The organism is Massilia agilis, from assembly GCF_024756255.1.
Taxonomy (GTDB): Bacteria; Pseudomonadota; Gammaproteobacteria; order Burkholderiales; family Burkholderiaceae_D; genus Telluria; species Telluria agilis.
The window spans coordinates 1,317,379-1,336,159 of sequence record NZ_JANUHB010000001.1 but is presented as its reverse complement, the minus strand read 5'-3'; the positions used below and the strand labels follow the sequence as shown (position 1 = coordinate 1,336,159).

General features: G+C 63.5%; 13 protein-coding genes. 2 read left to right on the top strand and 11 right to left on the bottom strand.

All coding sequences use genetic code 11. The features are described from left to right. Positions 1–3: 3 nt before the first annotated feature. The 11 genes from lspA to NX774_RS05970 all read right to left on the bottom strand — a co-directional run bounded on the left by lspA (position 4) and on the right by NX774_RS05970 (position 14,480). Positions 4–525 (bottom strand): signal peptidase II, encoded by a 522-nt coding sequence (lspA, locus tag NX774_RS06020; RefSeq protein WP_258821247.1) that lies wholly within the window; start codon positions 523–525, stop codon positions 4–6. A gap of 65 nt (positions 526–590) precedes the next feature. Then, a complete protein-coding gene (ileS, locus tag NX774_RS06015) occupies positions 591–3,485 on the bottom strand; it encodes an isoleucine--tRNA ligase (protein WP_258821246.1) in 2,895 nt (964 codons plus the stop codon). A gap of 67 nt (positions 3,486–3,552) precedes the next feature. Continuing rightward, the gene (locus NX774_RS06010) at positions 3,553–4,524 is read right to left on the bottom strand and encodes a bifunctional riboflavin kinase/FAD synthetase (protein WP_258821245.1); all 972 of its coding nucleotides are present in this window, start codon (positions 4,522–4,524) and stop codon (positions 3,553–3,555) included. A gap of 335 nt (positions 4,525–4,859) precedes the next feature. Then, positions 4,860–6,089: a hypothetical protein gene (locus NX774_RS06005; protein ID WP_258821244.1), complete on the bottom strand. Its 1,230-nt coding sequence runs from the start codon at positions 6,087–6,089 to the stop codon at positions 4,860–4,862. 71 nt (positions 6,090–6,160) lie between these two features. After that, the gene (locus NX774_RS06000) at positions 6,161–6,595 is read right to left on the bottom strand and encodes an ExbD/TolR family protein (protein ID WP_258821243.1); all 435 of its coding nucleotides are present in this window, start codon (positions 6,593–6,595) and stop codon (positions 6,161–6,163) included. 57 nt (positions 6,596–6,652) lie between these two features. After that, a complete protein-coding gene (locus NX774_RS05995; protein WP_258821242.1) occupies positions 6,653–7,081 on the bottom strand; it encodes an ExbD/TolR family protein in 429 nt (142 codons plus the stop codon). A 2-nt stretch (positions 7,082–7,083) separates the two neighbouring features. Continuing rightward, a complete protein-coding gene (locus tag NX774_RS05990; protein WP_258821241.1) occupies positions 7,084–7,980 on the bottom strand; it encodes a MotA/TolQ/ExbB proton channel family protein in 897 nt (298 codons plus the stop codon). 82 nt (positions 7,981–8,062) lie between these two features. Next, a complete protein-coding gene (locus NX774_RS05985; RefSeq protein WP_258821240.1) occupies positions 8,063–8,719 on the bottom strand; it encodes an energy transducer TonB in 657 nt (218 codons plus the stop codon). 695 nt (positions 8,720–9,414) lie between these two features. After that, entirely contained in the window at positions 9,415–10,944 is a 1,530-nt protein-coding gene (locus NX774_RS05980) for a SpoVR family protein (RefSeq protein WP_258821239.1), read from the bottom strand. Between the two features lie 12 nt (positions 10,945–10,956). Beyond that, positions 10,957–12,231, bottom strand: a complete 1,275-nt coding sequence (locus tag NX774_RS05975; protein ID WP_258821238.1) for a YeaH/YhbH family protein — start codon at positions 12,229–12,231, stop codon at positions 10,957–10,959. Between the two features lie 326 nt (positions 12,232–12,557). Further along, complete coding sequence (locus NX774_RS05970; RefSeq protein WP_258821237.1) at positions 12,558–14,480, bottom strand: PrkA family serine protein kinase; 1,923 nt, start codon at positions 14,478–14,480, stop codon at positions 12,558–12,560. Between the two features lie 570 nt (positions 14,481–15,050). On the opposite strand from NX774_RS05970, the gene NX774_RS05965 reads away from it, so the two are divergent. Both NX774_RS05965 and NX774_RS05960 read left to right on the top strand, forming a co-directional pair. Further along, a complete protein-coding gene (locus NX774_RS05965) occupies positions 15,051–16,061 on the top strand; it encodes an adenosine deaminase (RefSeq protein WP_258821236.1) in 1,011 nt (336 codons plus the stop codon). Between the two features lie 137 nt (positions 16,062–16,198). Continuing rightward, the gene (locus NX774_RS05960; RefSeq protein ID WP_258821235.1) at positions 16,199–18,730 is read left to right on the top strand and encodes an ABC transporter permease; all 2,532 of its coding nucleotides are present in this window, start codon (positions 16,199–16,201) and stop codon (positions 18,728–18,730) included. The last annotated feature ends 51 nt before the right edge of the window (positions 18,731–18,781 follow it).

Sequence of the window (18,781 nt, the reverse complement as noted above, 5' to 3'; positions counted from 1 at the left end):
CCCTCATTGCTTGTTCACGCGGCGCAGCTCGTCGAAGATGAACAGGATCGCGCCGATGGTGATCGCCGAGTCGGCGATGTTAAAGGCCGGGAAGTGGCCGAAGCCCTCCCAGTGGAAGTCGAGGAAGTCGATCACGTGGCCGTAGGCCAGGCGGTCGATCGCGTTGCCCAGCGCCCCACCCATGATCAGTGCGAGCGCCCAGCAGAACAGGCGCTGGCCGGCGGCGCGGCGCAGCAGGTAGAGGATGAAACCGACCGCGCCGATCGCGATTGCGGTGAACAGGTAGCGCTGCCAGCCGCCCTGGTTGGACAGGAAGTTGAAGGCGGCGCCCTCGTTGTAGGCCAGCACCAGGTTGAAGAAGCTGGTGATGGTCTTTTCCTCGCCGTGCATGAACAGCGTGGTGATGGTGATCTTGGTGAGCTGGTCGAGGAGGATGACGATGAAGGCGATGCCCAGCCACGGCATCAGGCTGTTGGCGCGGGAAGCGGGGGCGCTTACGAAGGCCGGTTTCTTTTTGGTTGCCATATTGTCGTTGTCAGGGTCGAGGGCCGCCCGCATCGCTTGCCGGGGTGCGGGCGGGACCGATCACTTTACGCGAAGCGGCGATCTTCGCCGGCGCCGAACAGGTTGCTCACGCAGCGGCCGCACAGGCCCGGATGCTCGTGGTGGCTGCCCACGTCGGCGCGGTAGTGCCAGCAGCGCTCGCACTTGGGCGCTTCGGACGCGGTGACGGCAACCGATTCCTCGGCCTCGCTGGCGGCCTGCAGCGCCTTGGCCTGCGAGGTGATGAACACGAACTTGAGATCGTCGTCCAGGCTGGCGAGCAGCTTGTACTTCTCGCCGGCAGCCTTGATCACGAGCTCGGCCTGCAGCGACGAGCCGATCTTGCCTGCGGCGCGCAGCTCTTCCAGCTCCTTGGTCACGGCGGCGCGTACGGCGCGCAGCTCGGTGTACTTGGCCAGCAACGTTTCGCCATCGGCCACCTGGGGGAAGGTCCACAGGGTCTGGGTGAAGATGGTCTCGTCGCTGGCCTGGTAGCCTTCGCTTCCTGCGAACACGGCCCAGGCTTCCTCGGCGGTGAAGGACAGGATCGGGGCCATCACGCGCAGCAGGCTGTGCGTCATGTGCCACAGCGCGGTCTGGGCCGAACGGCGCGCCTTGGAATCGATGGCCGTGGTGTACAGGCGGTCCTTGAGCACGTCGAGGTAGAAGCCGCCCAGGTCTTCCGAGCAGTAGTTCTGCAGGCGCGCCACGACCGGGTGGAACTCGTAGCGGTCGAAGCTGGCGGCCACGTCCTTCTGCAGCTGTTCGGTCATGGCGATCGCCCAGCGGTCGATCTCGAGCATGTCCGCGACCGGCACGGCGTTGGTGGCCGGGTCGAAGTCGGAGGTGTTCGCAAGCAGGAAGCGCAGCGTGTTGCGGATGCGGCGGTAGGCTTCGGTCACGCGCTTGAGGATCTCTTCGGACAGGGCCAGCTCGCCCGTGTAGTCGGTCGAGGCCACCCACAGGCGCAGGATGTCGGCGCCCAGCGTGTCGCTGATCTTCTGCGGCGAGAGCACGTTACCGAGCGACTTGGACATCTTGCGGCCGTGCTCGTCGACGGTGAAGCCGTGCGTGAGCAGGGCCTTGTACGGCGGGCGGCCGTCGAGCATGGAGGCGGTCAGCAGCGACGAGTGGAACCAGCCGCGGTGCTGGTCCGAGCCTTCCAGGTACAGGTCGGCCGGGAAGTGCGACTCTTCCTTGTGCGAGCCGCGCAGCACGGTGAAATGCGTGGTGCCGGAGTCGAACCAGACGTCGAGCGTGTCGCGGTTTTTTTCGTAGTGGGCGGCGTCCTCGCCCAGAACGTCTTTCGGATCGAGCTTGTGCCAGGCGTCGATGCCGTCTTTTTCGATCAGCTTGGCCACCTGCTCCAGCAGTTGCGCGGTGCGCGGGTGCAGGTCGCCGGTTTCCTTGTGGATGAAGAAGGCCATCGGCACGCCCCACTGGCGCTGGCGCGACAGGGTCCAGTCCGGACGGTTGGCGATCATGCCGTGCAGGCGCGCCTTGCCCCAGTCGGGGAAGAACTGCGTCTGTTCGATGCCCGCGAGCGCGGTCTCGCGCAGGGTGGCGCCGCCGTCCTTGGGCGTGACGTCCATGCCGGCGAACCACTGGCTGGTGGCGCGGTAGACGATCGGGGTCTTGTGGCGCCAGCAGTGCATGTAGCTGTGGTCGAACATCTTCAATTCGAACAGCGCGCCCGCTTCGGTCAGCGCGGCGCAGATCGGCTTGCTCGCCTCCCAGATCGTCATGCCGCCGAAGAGCGGCAGGGTCGAGGCGTAGCGGCCGTCGCCCATCACCGGCTTCAGGATCTCGTCGTCCTTCATGCCGTGCGCTTTGCAGGACTGGAAGTCCTCGATGCCGTAGGCCGGCGCCGAGTGGACCACGCCGGTGCCGCTGTCGGTGGTGACGTAGTCGGCCAGGTAGACCGGCGAGGTGCGGTCGTAGAACTTGTCGGCCTGGTTCAGCGGGTGCTTGAAGCGGATGCCGGCCAGCGCTTCGCCGACGGTGGTGGCGATGACCTGGCCTTCCAGCTTGTAGCGTTCCAGGCACGACTGGACCAGGTCTTCGGCCAGGATCAGCAGGATCGGCTTGCCGTCACGCTCGGCCTGCACCAGGGCGTAGGTCACTTCCGGATGCACGTTGAGCGCCTGGTTGGACGGGATGGTCCACGGGGTGGTGGTCCAGATGACGATGTAGCCGTCCCACTGCGGCAGCTTGGGCAGCGCGAACGCGGCGGCCAGCTTCTCGGGTTCGGCAAACGGGAAGCCGACGTCGATGGCCGGGTCGCGCTTGTCCTGGTATTCCACTTCCGCCTCGGCCAGCGCCGAGCCGCAGTCGAAGCACCAGTTCACGGGCTTCAGGCCGCGGTACACGTAGCCCTTGTCGAGGAGTTTGCCCAGCGCGCGCAGTTCGTCGGCCTCGTTACCGTGGGCCATGGTCATGTACGGGTTTTCCCACTGGCCGAGCACGCCCAGGCGGATGAAGCCGGCGCGCTGGCGGTCAATCTGTTCAATCGCGTAGGCGCGTGCCTTCTGCAGCACTTCGGCGGTCGGCAGGTTTTTACCGTACAGCTTTTCGATCTGGATCTCGATCGGCATGCCGTGGCAGTCCCAGCCCGGCACGTAGGGCGCGTCGAAGCCGGCGATGGTGCGCGACTTGACCACCATGTCCTTGAGGATCTTGTTGACCGCGTGGCCCAGGTGGATGTCGCCGTTGGCGTACGGCGGGCCGTCGTGCAGCACGAACTTGGGGCGGCCGGCGGCAGCCTTGCGGATGCGCTGGTAGATTTTCTTGTCCTGCCACTGCTTCACCCAGCCCGGCTCGCGCTTGGCGAGGTCGCCGCGCATCGGGAACGCGGTGTCGGGCATGTTGACCGGGTATTTGCTCTGGGGCTTGTCGGCCGCCTTGGCGGGCTTGTTCTGGACGGGTTTGCTGTTATCGGACATATGCTGTTTCAAAAGTGGATTCGGTCGTGACACACAGGTGCGCGGCGCTGGCCGCTGGGCGCGGGCGTCAAATTCGGTCGGTGGCGGTCAGGGCTCCGGCGCGCTGGGCAAACCAGGCGCGCGCCTGCTGGCCATCGTGCTCGATCGCGGCGGTGAGCGTGGCCAGGTCACTGTATTTTTCTTCGTCGCGCAGGCGGGCCAGGAACTCGACGCGCACCAGCTTGCCGTAGCACTCCTGGTGGAAGTCGAACACGTGTACTTCCAGCAGGGTGCGGCCCTGGTCCTCGACGGTGGGGCGCACGCCCAGGCTGGCGACAGCGGGCAACGGCCGGTCGGCCAGGCCATGCACCTGCACCACGAAGACGCCGGACAGGGCGGGGCGGTGCACGACGCGCAGGTTCATGGTCGGGAAGCCCAGCGTGCGGCCGAGCTTGGCGCCGTGGATGACGTGGCCGGACATCGAATACGAGTGGCCGAGCAGGTCGCGCGTGGTGTCGAAGTCGCCGCGGCCGAGCGCGGCGCGCACTTCGGATGAGGAGATGCGCAGCGGCCCGTGCATCACGGCGGGCAGGGACTCGACGTGGAAACCGTACTCGCGGCCGGCCTCGATCAGCGTCTGCACGCTGCCGGCGCGCCGGGCGCCGTAGCAGAAGTCCTCGCCGACCATCAGCCATTTGACGTGCAGGCCCTGCACCAGCACGCGCTCGGTGAACTCGCGCGGGGAGAGGGATGCGAAGTGGTCGTTGAAGTGTTCGACGATGACGCGGTCGACGCCGGCATTGTCGAGGGCGCTGAGCTTGTCGCGCAAGTTGGCGATGCGCGCCGGCGCCTTCGATTCGTCACCCATCTTGGCGGCGAAGAACTCGCGCGGGTGCGGCTCGAAGGTCATCACGGCCGCTTCCAGCCCGAGCCGCGCCGCGGCGCCGGTTACGTGCGCCAGCAAAGCCTGGTGGCCGCGGTGGACGCCGTCAAAGTTGCCGATCGTGAGCGCGCACGGGGCACGGGCCCTGTCGTTGGGAAGTCCGCGAAATACCTTCATTCGGGTGCTGGGTCAATCCGGAGCGAAATATCAGATTATACGGTCAAGTGGGCTGTTGCACAGTGATGAAGCGGGGAAAGGGCGAATTCGGGCGTGTCCAGTGGCAGGGGCGGGTAGGGTGGGCAGGTTTTCCTGCCCACGCGTTCAGCGGGAAGACGGGTAGGGTGGGCAGATTCTGCCCACGCGTCCAGCCAGCAGCAGCGCCGCCCGGGACGTCATCTTGACGCCGGCGTGTGTTGAACGCGTGGGCAGAATCTGCCCACCCTACGGGAACAGGCGAAAAAAAAGCTGCCGGCGCGGAGCCGGCAGCTTTCAGCGATGCTTCAGAACCGCGATCAGGACATCGGGTGGTTGATGGCCATGATCCAGTAACGGGCCAGGTCGGCGGCGCCTTCCTTGCCTTCCACGCCCTTGAGCGTGTTGATCGCCTGCTGTTTCTTGCCGGCGACGGCGTACGCTTCGCCCAGGTGCAGCTTGGCGTCCTCGATGTTCTTGACGGTGCCCGACTTGATCGCCTCGTCCATCATCTTCAGGCCCTTGTCGGTCTGGCCAGCCTGCACCAGGCCGTAGCCCAGCGCGACCAGGGCGTCGCCGTCCTTCTGCTTCTTGAACTCGGCTTCGTCGGTGGCGGCGTTCTTGTTCTGCTCGGCCAGGGTCTTGGCAGCCAGGTCCTTCAGGCGCTGGTGACGCGCCGCGTCCGGGCCTTGGCCGAGCGCGCCGGCCTTGTAGCCCTTGTCGATCACCTTGACGGCTTCGGCCGGAGCCTTGGCTTGCAGCACCAGTTGGCCCATTTCCATGAACTCGCTCGGCTTCTTCATCAGGTTGTTGGCCAGCTTCAGGCGGTACACGTCCACCAGCAGGCGGCCGGAGAAGCCCGGCTTGCCCTGCACGCGGTTGAGCAGGTCGTCCCAGTAGCGCGCCTTCGGATAGCTGGCGGCCAGTTTCTCGATCGTGTTGACGTAGCCGGCCTTGTCGTTCTTCTTCAGCTGCACGTTGGCCAGCATGCCCAGCTGGTCTTCGTTCAGGCCGCCGCGCTTCTCGGCGCTCTTCAGTTCGGTCTCGAGCGCGCTCCAGTTGCCCTGCTTGTAGTAGTTCTGCAGCAGGTAGGCGCGCAGCTTCGGATCATCCTTTTCCTTGAGCTGCTTTTCGATCGCGGCGTTTGCCTTGTTCAGGTCGCCACCACGCATGTAGATGCCGATCAGGCCCTCGGAGAACTGGGCGCGCTCGGTGGCCGACAGCTTGCCCGAGGCGAGCAGGGCTTCGAATGCCTTGGCGGCCTGGTCGTAGTCGCCGGCGGCCGAGGCAGCGGCGGCGCGGGTGCGCTCGATCAGGTAGGTTTCGTTCGGGGTCTTGCCGCTGACGCTGTCGAGCGAGTGCAGCCTGGCCAGCGCGTCTTTGTTCTTGCCTGCCTTCATCAGCTGCTGGGCTTCCTGCAGCGGCTTGCCGATTTCGGGGCGCACGGTTTCGGCGGCGTAGGCAGGGGCCAGGCCGACGACCGGGGCAGCAGCAGTAAATCCGAGTGCGGCCATCACGAGGCCGAGGTGTGCGAGACGGAACTTGGACATGTTTGTGAAAATCTTTCCTCAAAATAGACACGGCAGGGAAACCCTGCCGTGTTCGTCACAGTCTTAACTGCTTACTGGAACTGCTCGTTGCCAACCATACCGATCTTGGTGACGCCGAGGCGCTGGGCCGAAGCCATCACGCCAGCGACCACTTTGTACTCGACCAGCTTGTTCGGACGCAGGTGCACTTCCGGCTGATCTGGCTGGGCGGCCACATTGGCAAGCTTCGCTTCCAGTGTAGCACGATCCGGCACAGGAACATTATCCCAGAGGATAGTGCCGTCGAAGTCCACGTCGATCGTCACCACCGTCGGTGGCGTCGTCGGCGGCGGAGGGTTACCGACCGGCATGTTCAGGTTGACCGAGTGCATCTGCTTCGGAATGGTGATGATCATCATGATGATCAGCACGAGCATGACGTCAATCAGCGGCGTCATGTTCATTTCCATCATCGGTTCCGGATCAGCGTTGCTTGCTCCGGAGCCCGAGCCGACGTTCATACTCATAGTGTTTCCTTTCTGGTGACTGGTAGCCGCCGCGGCCCGGGGGCCGCGGCGAGGGACTTAGCCCTTGTCAGGCGGTTCGATGACGAAACCGACCTTCTGCACGCCAGCACGTTGTGCGGTATAGATCACGCGGCCGATCGACTCGTAACGCGTGCTCATGTCACCGCGCACATGGACTGCCGGCTGAGGGACCTTGACCGATTCTTTCTTCAGGTTCTCAAACAGCTCGTCCGTGTTGGCCATTTTCTTCTGGCCCCAGTAGATGTCGCCATCCTTGCTGACCACGATGTTCACGTCTTCCGGCTTGTTCTTGACAGGCTGGTTGACTTCGTTCGGCAGCTTGATCTGCAGCAGGTGCATCACTACCGGGCTGGTGATCAGGAAGATGATCAGGAGAACCAACATGATGTCCACGAGGGGCGTCGTGTTGATCTCCGACATCACGGTATCTTCTTCTCCGCTATCGGAGCCGACACTCATCGACATGATTAGCCAACCTTCTTAGCGCCTGCTGCAGCGTTTGCGGTGCTCATCACGCCCGACACCAGCACCGAGTGCACGTCAGCCGAGAACGAGCGGATGTCTTCCATGGCCGACTTGTTGCGGCGGACCAGCCAGTTGTAGCCCAGCACGGCCGGCACTGCCACGAACAGACCGAAGGCGGTCATGATCAGTGCTTCACCCACCGGACCTGCGACCTTGTCGATCGAGGCGTTACCGGTCATACCGATGTTGGTCAGCGCGTTGTAGATGCCCCAGACGGTACCGAACAGGCCGATGAACGGCGCGGTCGAACCGACGGTTGCCAGGAACGACAGGCCGTCTTGCAGGCGCGATTGAACCTTGTCAACCGAACGCTGGATCTGCATGGTGACCCAGGTCGACAGGTCGATCTGCTCGAGCAGGGCGCCATCGTGATGCTGGGTGGCCTTGGTGCCGGTTTCAGCGATGAAGCGGAACGGCGAGCCGTCTTTCAGGGCAGCCGAGCCGGCAGCGATCGACGGGGCTTTCCAGAACTTGGCAGCGGTTTCCTTCGACTGCTTGAAGATCTTCATCTGGTCGAGCAGCTTGGTGATGATGATGTACCACGAGCCCATCGACATCAGCGACAGGATGATCAGGGTGCCGCGCGAAACGACGCCGCCGTTCCAGACGGCCTGGAAGCCGAACGGGTTCTCTGCTTCTTCAGTGGTGGTCTTGGCAGCAGCCGGAGCCGAAGCTTCAGCAGCCGGGGCAGCCGCATCAGCGGCAGCTGCCGGAGCGCTTGCCGCCGGGGCCGAAGCCTGGTCCTGGGCGTAGGCCGGTGCGGACACCAGGGCAGTAGCCGCCGACACCGAGAACAGGACAGCCGCCAGGAGAGCGGACAAACGGGTATTCTTAAACATGCTTCCTCCAAAAATTAAAATAGACAGTTCGCTGAACAAATGACAACGAAATTTAACTAAGTGAGACGAACAGCGGTCTCGGTTAATCCAGCGTCCAGACGTACTGCACCGGCTGCCAGGTTTCTACCGGCTGGCCATTTTCAGTTGCCGGCTTGAAGCGGCACCTGCCCAGCGCTGCCTGAGCAGCCTTATCCAGGTCACGGAAGCCGCTCGACTTCGTAATCTTGGAATCTTTCACGCTGCCGTCAGCGCCAATCAGGAACGACACCGTCGACGTACCGGTCTCCTCGTTACGCAGCGACGATTTCGGGTAGTCCGGCTTCGAGCACGTATTGAAGTCCACCACCGCCGCGGTCTTGCTCGGGCCAGCGGCCTTCGCGGGGGACGGCGGGGCCGGCGGGGCCGGGCGCTGCAGCTGGTTGGTCGGCGGCGCCACGGAAGTGGCGTTGCTGATCGGGCTTTGCTGCGGCGGCGGCTGCTGCACCTGCACTTCCACCGGCGGGATGAACGGAGGCGGCGGGGCCTTCATCTCGGGCGGCGGCGGCGGGGGCGGCGTCTCGGGCGGTGGAGGAGGTTTGACGTCCTCGATGATCTTTGTTTCCACTGCCTCTGCCATCTTTGTGATCATACGCTTGCCGAGACCGTTGATGATCCCCCAGGCGACAATCACGTGCAAGACGATGACAATGGCGATACCAGTGAAATTCTTCCCGGGTTCCTTCTCGTGCGAAAAATTCATCCTGCTTTCTCCAATACCAACTCTCTCGTTTTGGTCCAACTAAACCCACAAAACACGACAAAAAACTAGGGCCGCATCCGGGACATCGCGGAATTATACCTACGAATTCTTTTTTGCACAGACATTTTTGGGGGGGCAAAAGCTCGCCTATTTCCCTGTAAAAAGGGCCTAAAAGCACGCATTCTCACGGGGTCACCCCTTGCTACAGGTCGGTGATCAGTCTATACAAATCGAGACGTCTGCATGGGGTGCTTCCTGGATGTGTAGAAGATCAGGGCGTTTTCGCCGGTTTGCCAAATTTTTCACGCCGTTTTTGCTGTTCAGCAAATATCATATGTTGCCAAAGTGGCGTTTCTACTAACTATAGCCAGTTTCAGTCGAGGGCGTCGTACTATTGAAAGTCGCTCCCCTAGGAGAGGGCATGACTTCAGGTGATAGGGTGGCAATTTATTGATATGCGTCAAAGACAACAGTGCCGCCAGGAAATAGTCTGGGCGGCGTCGGAGGACGCCGCCCAGGGGCGGCGGGGAGCCGCGGCGAAAGCAGGCCAGGCGGCCGGCTCGGGGCGCCGGACCGTGGGCGCGGCGCTGTGCTTCGGCTAACTCGGCATGGGTCCCGGCCTGCGCCGGGGCGACGGTGCAAGCGCGGGAGGGGCCGGCCAGCGAGACTTCTACTATTAGTTAACAGGGGAGAAGTCAGCGGCCCCGCTTTTCGCGGCGGCAGTCGATGAAGTTGACCACGTGCCCGCTCGGGTCCATGGTCTCGAGCCGCACGTCGAAACCCCACAGCCGCGCCACGTGCTTGAGCACCTCCTGCGCCTGCTGGTTCAGCGGCCGCCGCTGGAACTGGGTGTGCCGCAGCGTGAGCGCCCGGTCGTCGCGCGTATTGACTTGCCAGACCTGGATGTTCGGCTCACGGCTGCCCAGGTTGTACTGCTCGGCCAGCTTCTGGCGCACGTAGCGGTAGCCCGACTCGTCGTGGATGGCCGAGACCAGCAGCTTGTCCTGGCGGTCGTCGTCCAGGATCGAGAAGAAGTGGAAGTCGCGGATCAGCTTGGGCGACAGGTACTGGGCGATGAAGCTCTCGTCCTTGAAATTGCGCATCGCGAAGTCGAGCGTCTTGATCCAGTCGCTGCCGGCAATGTCCGGGAACCAGGCGCGGTCCTCCTCGGTGGGCTCCTCGCAGATGCGGCGGATGTCGCTCATCATGGCAAAGCCGAGCGCGTACGGGTTGATGCCGCTGTAGTAGGGGCTGTTGGCGGGCGGCTGGTACACCACGTTGGTATGGCTCTGCAGGAACTCGAGCATGAAGCCGTCGCCGACGATGCCCTCTTTATATAGTTCGTGCAGGATCGTGTAGTGCCAGAACGTGGCCCAGCCCTCGTTCATCACCTGGGTCTGGCGCTGCGGGTAGAAATACTGCGAGATCTTGCGCGTGATGCGCACCAGTTCGCGCTGCCATGGTTCGAGCAGCGGCGCGTACTTCTCGATGAAGTAGAGCAGGTTTTCCTCGGGCTCGGGCGGGAAGCGCTGCGGCGCATAGCCGGCGCCTTCCTCCTCTTCCTCGCGCCGCGGGATCGTGCGCCACAATTCGTTGACCTGCGACTGGGCGTATTCCTCGCGTTCCTTCTGGCGCGCCGTTTCCTGCGCCATCGACAGCTTGGCCGGGCGCTTGTAGCGGTCCACGCCGTAATTCTGCAGCGCGTGGCAGGAGTCGAGCAGCTCCTCGACCGCATCGATGCCGTGCCGGCGCTCGCACTCGGCAATGTAATTCTTGGCAAACACCATGTAGTCGACGATCGCCTCGGCGTCGGTCCAGGTGCGGAACAGGTAGTTCCCCTTGAAGAAGGAGTTGTGGCCGTAGGCGGCGTGCGCGATCACCAGCGCCTGCATCGTCAGGCTGTTTTCCTCCATCAGGTAGGCGATGCAGGGGTTGGAGTTGATGACGATTTCATACGCCAGGCCCATTTGCCCGCGCCGGTAGCTCTTTTCGGTGCTGAGGAAGTGCTTGCCGAACGACCAGTGGCTGTAGGACACCGGCATGCCGACCGAGGCGTAGGCGTCCATCATCTGCTCGGCCGTGATGATCTCGAGCTGGTTGGGGTAGGTGTCGAGGCCGAACTTGGCGGCCACGCGACGGATTTCTTCGTGCGCCTGCTCGATCAGGTCGAAGGTCCACTCCGACTGTTCGGGCAGGGCGCGCGGATGGCGGGGATCTCTTGGCATGATTGCCTCTGCTTAGCGTGTGGCCTGCTTCTTGAACAGTTCCCGGAACACAGGGTAGATGTCGGCCGGCGTGATGATCTTTTGCATGGCGAAGTTGGCATTGTTCTCGGCCACTTCGGTATATTGCTCCCACAGGTTCTGCGGCGGGCCGTCCGTGATCTCGACATAGGTGTAGTACTGCACCCGCGGCATGATGTGGTTGACCAGGATCTGCTTGCACAGCACCGAGTCGTTGTCCCAGTTGTCGCCGTCGGAGGCCTGCGCCACGTAGGCGTTCCAGTCGCCCTGGCCGTAGCGCTCGGACAGGATCTTCTGCAGCATGTGCAGCGCCGACGACACCACCGTGCCGCCCGACTCGCGCGAGTGGAAGAACTCGTCCTCGTCCACCTCGGCCGCAGCCGTGTGGTGGCGGATGAAGACCACTTCGATTTTCTCGTACACGCGTTTCAAGAACAGGTACAGCAGGATGAAGAAGCGCTTGGCGGTGTCCTTGCGCATCTCGTCCATGGAGCCGGACACGTCCATGATGCAGAACATCACCGCCTGGGTGCTGGGTTTGGGCACCTTGATGCGGTTGGTGTAGCGCAGGTCGAACGGGTCGATGAACGGGATCGCCAGCAACTTGGTGTGCAGGTGGTGGATCTTGTGCTTGAGCTCGAGCACGCGCACGTCGTCGTCATCAAAGCCGAGCTCCTGCAGGCGCTTGAGTTCCTGCTCGGCCTGCTTCATGGCCTTGCGCGTCGGCCCGCCCACCGCGATGCGGCGGCCGAGCGCGCCGCGCAGCGAGCGCAGCACGTGGATGTTTGATGGCGTACCGGACACGTTGTAGCCGGCACGCTGGTTCTTGAACTCGACCGTCTGCGCGAGCTGGGTCTTGACCATGTTCGGCAGTTCAAGATCCTCGAAGAAATAGTTCATGAATTCTTCGCGCGTGAGCTCGAAGATGAAGTCGTCCTCGGTGGTCTGCTCGCTGTTGCCGGCGCGCCCGCGCCCCGATCCGCCGCCGCCCGACTTGGGCCGGTTGATCTGGTCGCCTTTCTGGTATTCGGTGTTGCCCGGGCTGACGACCTCCCAGACGCCGCCGTGGGCATGGCCGAAGTGCGGCTCGTTCACGTCCTTGACGGGAATCGAGACCTTCTCGCCGTTTTCGATATCGGTGATCGAGCGGCCTTTGATCGCGCGCCCGACCGCATCCTTGATCTGCGCCTTGTAGCGACGCAGGAAGCGCTCGCGGTTGACCGCTGACTTATTCTTGCCTTGCAAGCGTCGGTCGATGAGGTAAGTCAAAACATGCCTCCTGGTTATCGCGGCGGGCCGGGTGCCCCGGTCCCCCTATCTTAATACGCTGCGTGGCGGCGTGTTGGCTGCGCACGGTTGCAGGCAGGGCCAGTGTGCGCGCGCAGCAGGCGCATGCACATCGGTCAATGTCCTGCGCCGGCGTGGGACACTTCCCACTCAGCCACGGCTGTGCGCTGACGCTCGGCGGTGCGGCCATGCACCCGCTGCTCGAACGCGTGGGCGGGGAACCCGCCCACCCTACGCGGGAACGGCAGGGTGGGCAGGGCGTCCTGCCTATGCGTTCAACGCATGCGCGCGTGCGCGCGCCGACAGCCTTACGACGATTTCCTCACACGCAGATACCATTCGCACAGGAGGCGAACCTGCTTGGCGGTATAGCCTTTCTCGACCATGCGGGCGACGAAGTCGGCATGCTTGTTGGCGTCTTCGGCGCTGGCCTTGGCGTTGAACGAGATCACCGGCAGCAATTCCTCGGTGTTCGAGAACATCTTCTTCTCGATCACGGTGCGGAACTTCTCGTAGCTGGTCCACGCAGGATTCTTGCCGTTGTTCGTCGCCCGCGCGCGCAGGCAGAAGTTGACGATCTCGTTGCGGAAATCCTTCGGGTTCGAGATGCCGGCCGGCTTTTCGATCTTCTCCAGCTCGCTGTTGAGCGCCTCGCGGTCGAACGACTCGCCGGTGTCCGGATCGCGGAATTCCTGGTCCTGGATCCAGAAGTCGGCAAACGTCACGTAGCGGTCGAAGATGTTCTGGCCGTACTCGGAATAGCTTTCCAGGTAAGCCGTCTGGATTTCCTTGCCGATGAAGTCCACGTAGCGCTGCGCCAGGTGCTCTTTAATATAGGAGAGGTAGCGCTGCTCGGTCTCGGGCTGGAACTGTTCGCGCTCGATCTGCTGTTCGAGTACGTACAGCAGGTGCACCGGGTTGGCCGCGACCTCGGTGCTGTCGAAGTTGAAGACCTTCGACAGGATCTTGAAGGCAAAGCGCGTGGACAACCCATTCATGCCTTCGTCCACCCCGGCGTAGTCCACGTACTCGTGCAGCGACTTGGCCTTGGGGTCGGTGTCCTTCAGGTTCTCGCCGTCGTACACCAGCATCTTGGAGAAGATGCTCGAGTTCTCGGGGTCCTTCAGGCGCGACAGGATCGCGAACTGCGACATCATGCGCAGCGTGCCCGGGGCGCACGGCGCCTTTTCGAGCGACGAGTTACGCAGCAGCTTGTCGTAGATCTTGATCTCATCGGACACGCGCAGGCAGTACGGCACCTTGACGATGTAGATACGGTCGAGGAACGCCTCGTTGTTGCGGTTGTTGCGGAAGGTCTTCCACTCCGACTCGTTCGAGTGCGCGAGGATGATGCCCTCGAACGGGATCGCGCCAAAGCCCTCGGTGCCCTTGTAGTTGCCTTCCTGCGTGGCAGTGAGCAGCGGGTGCAGCACCTTGATCGGCGCCTTGAACATCTCGACGAATTCCATCAGGCCCTGGTTGGCCAGGCACAGGCCGCCGGAGTAGCTGTAGGCGTCCGGATCGTCCTGCGGGTATTCCTCGAGCTTGCGGATATCGACCTTGCCGACCAGCGAGGAGATGTCCTGGTTGTTCTCGTCGCCTGGCTCGGTCTTGGCGATCGCGATCTGCTTGAGGATCGACGGATAGCGCTTGACCACGCGGAACTGGTTGATGTCGCCGCCGAACTCATGCAGGCGTTTGACTGCCCACGGGCTGGGAATGGTGCGCAGGTAGCGGCGCGGAATGCCGTAGTCCTCTTCGAGGATCGTGCCGTCTTCATCTTCGTTGAACAGGCCCAGCGGCGATTCGTTCACCGGCGAGCCCTTCAGGCAGTAGAACGGCACCTGCTCCATCAGCTGCTTGAGTTTTTCGGCGATCGATGACTTGCCGCCACCAACCGGGCCCAGCAGATACAGGATCTGCTTGCGCTCCTCGAGCCCTTGCGCGGCGTGGCGGAAGTACGAGACGACCTGCTCGATCACTTCCTCCATGCCGTAGAACTCGCGGAATGCCGGATATATCTTGATGACCTTGTTGGCGAAGATGCGCGACAGCCGCGGATCGAGGCGCGTGTCGACCAGGGTCGGCTCGCCGATGGCGGCCAGCATGCGTTCCGGGGCGCTGGCGTAGGTCAGGGGATTCTTCTTGCAGAGTTGCAAGAACTCGGACAGTGAATATTCCTCTTCCTTGGTACGCTCATAGCGGGCGGCGTAGTTGTCAAATATGGTCATGTGCATGTCCTCTAATGTGCTTAACAACGATCACTGTCACGGCAGTGCGTTGGCGACTGCCCAGGCCCCGGTCTTTTGGCGTACTCCTTTTTTGGGTCGCTACCGCAGTGGCGTCAGGATGCTGACGTTGACGACGGTGAGCGATTTTCTTGTTGTTGTACCGGATTTGGCTCCGGTCCCCCCGCGCATGTTGAGAGCGTCTTCTTACGTTTATGAAATTCACTATATGCCTATTGGTGCCGGAAGTCAAAGCAGTGTCGTGCGTGCCTGCATGGTGGTGGTAACCTAATGATTTTTAAGATAAAACTCCATTTTTAATTGGCCGCGAAAACGCCTTTGAATGCCCCGTTTTTGGCCCTCTTGAGGCCGCCAAAAAAGCATTTTCGGAGGCCGTTTTCACAATCCCGATTTCACAAATGGTAAGTCGATATTGCACGATATGGCCAAGCTGTGGCGCACCGTTACCGCAGCCGTTTTTGCAGAAATTCCAGAGTGAAACGAGACGTCGGCGCGCATGCGCTACACTTGTCGGCGCGCTCCTACTTAACTGATCTCTGACAGGAAAAACCTATGCTGACTGACCAGCTCCGCAACATTGTTGAACGGATGCCAAAGGCCGAATTGCACATCCATATCGAAGGCTCGCTCGAGCCGGAGCTGATTTTTGCGATGGCGCAAAGAAACGGCGTTTCCTTGGCCTATCCCTCGGTGGAAGCGTTGCGCCAAGCGTACGCGTTCACCGATCTGCAGTCGTTCCTGGACATTTACTACGCTGGCGCCAGCGTGCTGCTGACCGAGCAGGACTTCTACGACATGACCGCGGCCTATCTCGCACGCGCGCATGCCGACAACGTGCGCCACGCCGAAATCTTCTTCGACCCGCAGACGCATACCGCGCGCGGCGTGCCGTTCGAGACCGTCATCAACGGCATCTCGCGCGCCTGCCACGACTCGCCCGTGAGTGCGCAGCTGATCATGTGCTTCCTGCGCCACTTGTCCGAGGAAGAGGCGATCGCCACGCTGGAGGACGCCGCGCCGCACCGCGACAAGTTCATCGGCGTGGGCCTGGACTCGTCCGAGGTTGGCCACCCGCCGGAAAAGTTTGCACGCGTGTTCGACCGCGCGCGCGAGCTTGGCCTGCACCTGGTGGCGCACGCCGGCGAGGAAGGCCCGCCGGCCTACATCCGCAACGCGCTGGATATCCTCAACGTCGAGCGCATCGACCACGGCGTGCGCTGCCTGGAAGACCCGCTGCTGGTTGAGCGCTTGGTGCGCGAGCAGGTGCCGCTGACGGTGTGCCCGCTGTCGAACATCAAGCTGCGCGTGTTCGACGTGATGGGCAAGCACAACCTGCGCGACTTGCTGGACAAGGGGCTGGTGGCGACCGTGAATTCGGACGACCCCGCGTACTTCGGAGGCTACGTCAACGACAACTACGAGGCCGCTTTCGAGGCGCTGGACCTGGATGCATCGCATGCGAAGCAACTGGCCAGGAACAGCTTTGCGGCTGCGTTCCTGGAGCCGGAGCAGAAGCGCGCGTTCCTGGCCGAAGTCGATGCCTTCTTCGCTCAGCACCCTTAATCAACGTCGTCCCCGCGTAGGCGGGGACCCATGCTGAGCATGCGGCTACGCTACGCAGCCATTCACCGCTGACGTTCTATGGGTTCCCGCCTCCGCGGGAACGACGTGTCGGGGCTAACAATGGAAACTACCGAAGCATGTTCACCCAATCCCTGCGCATGACCTTGCGCGACTGGCGCGCCGGCGAGCTGCGCTTCCTGCTGGTGGCGCTGATTGTCGCCGTGTCGGCGCTGTCCGCAGTCGGCTTCTTCGTCGACCGCATGCGCACCGCGCTCAATCGCGATGCGCACCAGCTGATCGGCGCCGACCTGCTCGTGAGCGCCGACCAGCCGGTGCGCGCCGACTGGCGCCGCGAGGCCGAGCGGCGCGCTCTCGTGCTTGCGGACACTGTGACCTTCCCCAGCATGGCGCAGGCAGGTGAGGGCGATGCCTCGGTCGCCCAGCTCGCTTCGGTGAAGGCGGTCTCGAAGGGCTACCCGCTGCGCGGGCAAATGCGCATTTCCACCAATGCCGACGACGCCAGCGCGGCGATCGGTGCAAAGACCTCCGCGATTCCGGCGCCAGGCACGGTATGGGTGGACCCCAACCTGCTGGTGAGCCTGAAGCTTGGCGTCGGCGGCACGATCCAGCTGGGCGACAAGCGCTTCGTGATCGCGCAGCTGATCGCGGCGGAGCCGGACCGCGGCTCGGCGATCGTCAACTTCGCGCCGCGCGTGATGCTGTCGATGGACGACCTGCCCGCCACGCACCTGGTGGACGACTTTGCGCGCGTGACCTGGCGCATGCAGGTGGCGGCGCCCTCGACCAACGACCTGTCGCGCGTGGACGAGTACGAACGCTGGCTGCGCGCGCAAATCGACAGCGGCGCCGTCAAGGGCGTGCGCATCGAATCGCTGGAAAACGGCCGGCCCGAGATGCGCGCAACGCTCGACCGTGCGGACCGGTTCCTGTCGCTGGTCGGCCTGCTGTCGGCCATGCTGGCGGCAGTCGCGGTGGCGATGGCCGCGCGCCGCTTCATGCAGCGCCACCTGGACGCATGCGCGATGCTGCGCTGCCTGGGCATGACCCAGAACCAGGTCGGGTTCATGTACCTGCTCGAGTTCGCGCTGGTGGGGCTGGCTGGCAGCATTCTCGGCGTGCTGGTCGGACTGGCCGCCCACTACGTGCTGGTTGCCCTTGTCGGCAACATGATCACCACCGACCTGCCGCCGCTTTCGCTGCTGCCCGCCCTGCAGGGCATCGCGACCGGGCTGCTGCTGCTCGTCGGCTTTGCGCTGCCGCCGGTGCTCCAGCTGCGCAACGTGCCGCACAACCGCGTGATCCGCCGCGAGCAGGCCGCGCCGCGGCCGATGGCGCTGGCCACCTATGGGCTCGGTGTTGTGGTGTTCATCGCGCTGCTGCTGTGGCAGGTCGGCGATCCCAAGCTCGCCCTGATCACGGCCGGCGGCTTCCTCGGCGGCTTTGGCCTGTTCGCGCTGGTGGGCTGGCTGGCGCTGCTGGTGTTGCGGCGGTTGCGTGGCCTGTCGAAACGCCAGGGCTGGCGCTTTGCGCTCACGTCGCTGCAGCGCAGGCCCGGTGCGACGGTGGTGCAGGTGGTCGCGTTGTCGCTTGGCCTGATGGCGCTCCTGCTGCTGACCGTCGTGCGCGGCGACCTGATGAAGGCATGGCAGGTCTCGCTGCCGCCGGACGCGCCGAACCGCTTCATCATCAACATCCAGCCGGACCAGAAGCTGGCCGTGGCGCGCCAGATCCAGGACGCCGGCGTGGCGAACCCGGTGCTGTACCCGATGATCCGCGGCCGGCTCACCGCCGTGAACGGCAAGCCGGTCACGCCGCAGACCTACACCAGTGAAGACGCGCGGCGCCTGGCGGACCGCGAATTCAATCTTTCGACCATGGCGCAGATACCGGAGCAGAACGAGATCGTGTCCGGCCGCTGGTTCAACGACGGTCCCGGCGTGGCCGAGGCCTCGGTCGAACAGGGGATCGCGCGCACGCTGAACCTGAAGCTGGGCGACGTGATGCGCTTCGATATGGCGGGGCAGGTGGTCGATGCGAAGATCACGAGCCTGCGCAAGCTGGAATGGGGCTCCATGCGCGCCAACTTCTTCGTCATCATCAACCCGGCCGCCATGACGAATGCGCCGCAGACCTTCATGACCGCGTTCCACCTGCCGCAGCGCGGCGCGGCGCTGGCCAACACGCTCACGCGCGCCTATCCCAATCTCACCGTGATCGACGTTTCCGGCATCATCCACCAGCTGCAGGAGGTGCTCGACCAGGTGGTCACGGCGGTCGAATTCCTGTTCCTGTTCACGCTTGCTTCCGGTGTGCTGGTGCTGTACGCGGCGCTCATGGGTTCGCAAGCCGAACGCACGCGCGAAGCGGGCCTGCTGCGCGCGCTCGGCGCCACCCGCGCGCAGCTCGCGCAGGCGCAGCGCATCGAGTTCCTGATCGTGGGCGGGCTTTCGGGCGTGCTGGCGGCATCGGGCGCGGCTGGGCTGGGCTGGGCGCTCGCCACCTACCAGTTCAAGTTCCCGTGGTCGTTCGAGCCGGGGGTGTGGGCTGCCGGACTGGTGGCAGGTGCCGTGTGCGCCCTGGTCGGCGGTTGGCTGGGATTGCGCAACGTGTTGCGTCAGCCGCCGCTGCAGACGCTGCGCGAGGCTTGATGCTGACGCGCGCTAGCCGGTAGGGTGGGCAGCTCTGCTGCCCACGCGTTC